This is a genomic window from Mucilaginibacter sp. P4_G9, assembly GCF_056400985.1.
The window spans coordinates 21,114-27,172 of record NZ_JBFUKF010000028.1; the positions used below are offsets into that span (position 1 = coordinate 21,114).

Here is a 6,059-nt window from a genome sequence, read left to right on the forward strand (position 1 = left end):
ATATATAAACACAATACACAATGAATACCGCCGACGACCGTTTACAGACAATTTGGGAAGGATGCTTACGCAACGAACGTAAATGCCAGGAACAATTTTACAAACTATTAGCACCAAGGATGCTGGCTGTTTGTATGCGCTATGCTACAGACAAAGATGAAGCACAGGATATACTACAGGAAGGCTTTATCAAAATATTCAGAAACATGAACAACTACCGGGGCGACGGCAGCCTTGAAGGTTGGGTACGCCGTATTATGGTACATGCCGCTATATCACGCTATCGCAAATTAAAGCCAATTGTTTTGGTTGAAGATTTTGCCGCAGATACCGTAATGCCGGTAAACAAAGCTTACAATGATAATGGTCTTGAAGCAAAAGACCTGATGAAGCTGATACAAAAACTACCTAAAACTTACCGTTCGGTATTTAATATGTATGCCATTGAAGGCTACTCGCACCAGGAAATTGGTAATTCATTAGGTATGAGCGAACTTTTATCTCGTACTACGTTATATCGTGCAAGAACTATCCTTAAAGATATGATAGGTAAACTGACCATGCGCGAGGAGCGTTGCCTGGCTTAAAGCCACATTGTGATGGTACATATTTGACCATAAACGCTCAGTGAAGCTGACAACGCTCATAATTACCCGAATGGGCGCTTTAAAAGAATATTCATCCCGGAGTGTTCGAGAGATGTGATATTAAAAGCCGGGGATGCGCCGGATACCCTGGGCTTTTGCTATTCTGAAGCTTTATCTTTGAACTTTATCAACAGTCTTTTGTGCCTTCTTTGCCTTCATTTTCAAATTCAGCATCTCCACCAGCATCGAAAAAGCCATGGCAAAGTAGATATACCCCTTAGGGATATGCTGCTCAAAGGCTTCGGCTAAAAGGGAAACACCTATCAGCAGTAAAAAAGACAGCGCCAGCATTTTTACCGTTGGATGCTTGTTTACAAAAGAGGCCACACCATTTGATGACCACATCATGATGCCTACTGCTATTACAACTGCAAGTATCATGATCTCCACATGGCTGGCCATGCCTACGGCTGTAATTACCGAATCTAATGAGAAAACGATATCCAGCAGCATGATCTGGATGATGGTTGCTACAAAGCCCTGGGGTTTTACATTTTCGCTGCCTTCTTCTTCGCCTTCTATTTTATGGTGGATTTCGGCCGTACTTTTATAGATCAGGAACAAGCCTCCTATGATCAGGATCAGATCGCGGCCCGAAATAGCTAATTTTTCAGCCCAATCTACGTCTGTAACATTAAACAGATGCCCCAGGTTAAAAAGCGTTGCAGTAAGTGTCATTACCCAACTGATGGATAACAGCAGCAATACCCGGGTAATCATGGCCATGCCTAAGCCTACCCTACGCCCTTTGGCCTGTTGCTTTACAGGCAGCTTGTCAGATAGTATTGATATGAATACGATATTATCTATCCCTAAAACAATCTCTAACAGGGTAAGGGTAACTAACGAGATCCATGTTTCTGCCTGGGCAAATATTTCTAAATTCATAGGTGCGACGCTTTTAGGCCAAAAATAACAAAACCCCTGCTTTTTAGGGCAGAGGCTTGCGTAAAAGGATGAATTTATTAATTAATCAAAGTTTACACTACCAAATGTGGAGTTAATTGTAATGGTTTTATCGGTGCCTCCTTTACCAAAATGGCCTTTATAGTTTTTGGTAGGGTTAAATCCACGTTCACCGTCGGCAGGAGTTTTACTGGTTAAACTTACATCGCGGTTGCCATAATTAAAGCTGCCGTAGTGCACGGTTACATCAAAATCGGCGCTCTGGTCATCGCTCAGACCAAGTTTTATACTGGAGTATGACGACCTTACAGACAGCTCCTTCAGGTTTTTATCAATATCCTCAATACTAATCCCTCCGCCAAATTTAACGTTGATATTTCCTGAGGTTTTAATGCGGCCTATCTTTGCCGAACTGTAACTCAAATGTGCATTAAGTTTATCACAATCGCCCAGGCTTAAGCTGCCATAAGCTACATCCAGATCGCTGCCATTAAGGTTGCCTATAGTTGCATTGCCATATTTTACCCTGATCTGGTTACCTGAGTTGCTCAATGCTTTAGCTACCAGGCTACCGAACGAGTTATTGATGATAAGCTTGCCGCTAAGGTCGGGCAAATCGGTACTACCATATTTATTGCTGATAGTTAAAGGGCTTTTGGCCGGCATATACACTGTGTAGTTCACCTCAATTGAACGCGCCGAGTTACGATTTCCTTTAAAAAAAGAACCCCATGAACCATTATTATCCTCATCAGAATCGATTGAGGTTTTAAAGTATACTCCGGCACCGTCTTTACTATCCTTTATGTTTACATTATCCAACAGCTTTTGTGCCTTATCCTCATTGTTGGTTGTTACTTTTATCTGCACGTCAACTTTTACCTCATTTTTGGTCCATGTGTTTACGGTTATCTTACCAAATTTATTGTCGATATTAATTATATCGTTGGCATCAACGCTATAGCTTTTGCTGTAGCTTTTGGTTTTTACAACTTCATCACCGCTTTGTGCCTGTTTATCATTATCGTCATCGTTGCTATCATAGCTAAAGTTAAAGCTTTTATCAAAATCCTTAAAGCCATAAGCTATCATAGGGGCTATTTTGGTATCAAATTTATAGGCGAAGTTTAACATGCTATCATTAAACTTAAAAGCAAAGCGTTTTAAACTATCGTACTTAAAGTTTTTATCAAAATGCTTGAAGCTTTTGTTAAAATTCTTCATGTTCAGCTTCATGCTTTTGTTAAACTTCTGCTTGTTAAGTGAGCTCATTTGCTTTTGCAGATCGCGCATCTTTACTTGCAGGTCTTTCATTTTCTGCTGATAATTTTTATCATCTATTGCCGAATCATCGTCGTCATCATCACCTGATGGGGCAACTTTTGGCGTAGCAGGCTTTGTAGGCTTTACCGGCTTTTTTTGCTGCGCAAAATTTGCTGTACTAATGGCTAATAAAACCATTAAGGCAAACAGGAAAGGTTTAAATATTTTTGATTTCATTTTTTTGATCTTTATTCGTTTCGTTAAACTGCTCTATCACATTTAGTTGCTGATTAAGCACCTCGGTTTGTATTTGCAAGTTCCGGATCATTGCACGTAAAACACGTTCCTGGTTAGGACTGGTAGCTAAATCATTATTCAATTTTTTATAGGTCGAATCCATTTTGGCAATTTCGGCGGTAAACTCCTTAAGCAGTTGCGGATCGCCTTTTGATGCTGTTTTAAGCTGGTTAAGCTGCGTTTTAACTAATGATGCATAATGTATCTGCTGCTTGGCATACTCGGGATTGATAGCAGCCAGGTCAACGTTTTTTGGGCCTTTTTGACCTTGGATATACACCCCGAAGCATATCCCCATTACCACAACGATGGATGCGGCCACCTTTAGCACAAAAGCGAGCGAAAAGGTTTTGGCTTCGCGCTTTTTTGGCGCAGCCTCCAGCACGTTTAAACGCGCCTCTATTTTGCCCCACAGGTCTGCCGATGGTTCTATCTCGTCAAAATCTTCGTGATTATTTTTCATGAAATCTTCAAATCGCTTGCTCATGACACATTTCCCTTCCTGTTTAAAATTTCCATTAGTTTTCTTTTTGCTCTCAGGAACTGTGTTCTTGAGGTGTTTTCTGATATATTTAAAATTTGTCCTATTTCCTCGTGGTCGTACCCTTCAAGCAGGTAGAGCGATATTACTACCCGGTAACCATCCGGCAATTGTTTCATGCCCTCTTTTACCATTGCTACCTGGTATTGTATTTCATCATCATCGGTAGCTTCCTCATCGGGGATATTCTCCAAATGATTGCCGTCCAGTTCTATCAGCTCAAGTTTGCGTTTACGCAACTGGTTTATTGACCGGTTAACCACTATTTGCTTAAGCCATAAACCAAATGTGGTTTCCTGCCTAAAATCTTTGAGTTTATTAAACGCATCAAGGAAAGCCTCCTGTAAAACATCTTCGGCTTCGCCAATATTGCCCACTATCCTAAAGGCGACGTTCAGCATCGCTTTTGAATATAAACGGTAGAGTTCATAACAGGCTTTTTTACTTCCCTGCTTACACTCTGCCACCAGGCTGTAATGCTTATCTATAAATATTGCTTCCAAGTTGTGTTAAGCTTCAGTTTAATAGACGCAGGGTATTCTACAACGTKGCACGATTGGATGATTTTTTTTGAGTATGATGATTTTAATGGAATATAGCAAAAAAAAAGTCATTGCTGAATGAAGCAATGACGATGTACAATATAACCTATTAAGTTTAAATCTCTTTTCAAGTATGCTGCTTTTGTACCCTGCGGTGCACCAGCGTTTTTACTTTTTTTGATTTGCCTTTTTTACGTTTGCCCAGCCAGATAATAAAACCCGTTACCGGCAGTGAGGCGCAGATAAGACTGGCCAAAAAAGCGGTGATCTTGCCGGGCAGACCCAGCACCTGGCCAACATGGAGATCGTAATTCATATCGTTCATCTTCATGCCGGGGCTTTTTTGTATATGTGGAGTTTGTTTTAACAGTTTGCCTGTATACTTTTCAAACTCATAGCCATCGCTTTTATAAAAGTGCAGGCTTTTGGCATAGGCAGTGATACCCACAGTTCCTGCTGCCGAAGCATCGTCATAGATCAGGAACATCTGCGCCTGCGGCGATTTGGCTTGTGCCTGTACAAATGCCTTATCAATAACAAAGCGATTATCCACCCTCGTTTTTAACAGGGAGTCGGATTTTAGGGATACTTTTTCTGATGGATAAGCTTTACCCAGGTTAGCGGTTGTATAAATACCTTCCCGCACCGATTCAAAAACCATGGATAAACCTGTCAATGCCAATATAATGGCAATACCGGTTGCATAAAATCCCAGCACATTATGCAGATCATAATTAACCCTACGCCAGCGGCCATTCCATTTAATGTTGAAACTGCGCTTGCAGTCGCTTTTGCGTTTGGGCCACCAGAGGATAATGCCGGCTATCATCAGCACAATAAAAACAATAACAGATATGCCCACTACCAGCCGGCCAACATTGGCAGGCAGCAGCAGGTAAAGGTGGATGTACTCAACAATAATAAAAAAGTTCCGCGCCGGATTTTCTGTATGGGTAACCTGCCCGGTATAGGGGTTCATGTATACATATAACATCCCCTGCTCCTTAGGCAAATTTACTAATAGCGCCGCGGGCCTGTCAACACCATAGTAATACATATAGCTTGCTGTAGCGCCGGGATGCCCTTTTAACCCTTCGGCTTTTAGGGTTGATGGAGGCAGGTATGGCTTATGCTGTACTTCTACCCTGCGGTAGTTGTGTATGGCATCCTGGATCTCGTCCTGGAAACAAAAAATACAGCCGGTAATACTTACAATAAACACCACCAGCCCGGCTATAAAGCCGAGCCAGCGGTGTATAAATAATATGACTTTTTTAAACGTCATGTTAAAATTTATAGGTAAATGTAAGGGCGTAGTTCCTTAGTTTTTGCGGATTAACGGTTGTGTAACCTATCCAGTATTTTTCGTTGGTAAGGTTATCCATTTTTACACCGATCCTATAGTGGCTCAGATCATAAAATGCCGAAGCATTAAATTCCGTGTATGCCGGTAAAATAAATACTCCCTGGCTTACGCTATTGATAATCTTATTATCGCTGGCATAATTACCTCCTAAGCCAAAGCCCAGGCCTTTAACTCCGCCTTTTGATATCCGATAACTTACCCAAAAATTAGCCAGGTAAGGTGATGACGCGGTTGTAGGGCGGCGATTGGCTACATCGGCATTGGAGGTGGCATCGTATTTCGAATCATTGTATGAGAAACCCGCCACTATATTCAATCCAATAATTGGATTTGCAATAACTTCGGCCTCAATACCTTTACTCAATTGAGTGCCATCCTGCAGGTAACGGTTAGGTGTTGCCGAAGGACGGCTTATATCTTTAACCTTAATATCGTAATAGCTCACCGTGCTGGTTAATTTGCCGTCAAACAGGTCGAGTTTAACACCGCCTTCAAGC

At 41.5% G+C, this 6,059-nt stretch carries 7 protein-coding genes; 1 reads left to right on the forward strand and 6 read right to left on the reverse strand.

What is annotated here, in order from left to right; genetic code table 11:
* Positions 1 to 20 precede the first annotated feature (20 nt).
* Positions 21 to 587 (forward strand): RNA polymerase sigma factor, encoded by a 567-nt coding sequence (locus tag AC1DPZ_RS04900; protein WP_477401641.1) that lies wholly within the window; start codon positions 21 to 23, stop codon positions 585 to 587.
* 171 nt (positions 588 to 758) lie between these two features.
* Here the strand turns inward: AC1DPZ_RS04900 and AC1DPZ_RS04905 are convergent, their stop codons facing one another.
* From AC1DPZ_RS04905 to AC1DPZ_RS04930, 6 genes are all read right to left on the reverse strand, one after another.
* Positions 759 to 1,535, reverse strand: coding sequence for a TerC family protein (locus AC1DPZ_RS04905; protein ID WP_477401642.1), 777 nt, complete (start codon positions 1,533 to 1,535; stop codon positions 759 to 761).
* A gap of 81 nt (positions 1,536 to 1,616) precedes the next feature.
* On the reverse strand, positions 1,617 to 3,053 hold the full coding sequence (locus tag AC1DPZ_RS04910; RefSeq protein WP_477401643.1) for a DUF4097 family beta strand repeat-containing protein: 1,437 nt from the start codon (positions 3,051 to 3,053) through the stop codon (positions 1,617 to 1,619).
* Positions 3,034 to 3,600, reverse strand: coding sequence for a hypothetical protein (locus AC1DPZ_RS04915; RefSeq protein WP_477401644.1), 567 nt, complete (start codon positions 3,598 to 3,600; stop codon positions 3,034 to 3,036). The genes AC1DPZ_RS04910 and AC1DPZ_RS04915 overlap by 20 nt, the downstream gene beginning before the upstream one ends.
* A complete protein-coding gene (locus tag AC1DPZ_RS04920) occupies positions 3,597 to 4,157 on the reverse strand; it encodes an RNA polymerase sigma factor (RefSeq protein WP_477401645.1) in 561 nt (186 codons plus the stop codon). The genes AC1DPZ_RS04915 and AC1DPZ_RS04920 overlap by 4 nt, the downstream gene beginning before the upstream one ends.
* A 166-nt stretch (positions 4,158 to 4,323) precedes the next feature.
* On the reverse strand, positions 4,324 to 5,481 hold the full coding sequence (locus tag AC1DPZ_RS04925) for a PepSY-associated TM helix domain-containing protein (RefSeq protein WP_477401647.1): 1,158 nt from the start codon (positions 5,479 to 5,481) through the stop codon (positions 4,324 to 4,326).
* A gap of 1 nt (position 5,482) precedes the next feature.
* A partial coding sequence (locus tag AC1DPZ_RS04930) for a TonB-dependent siderophore receptor (protein WP_477401648.1) occupies positions 5,483 to 6,059 on the reverse strand: 577 nt, incomplete at its 5' end.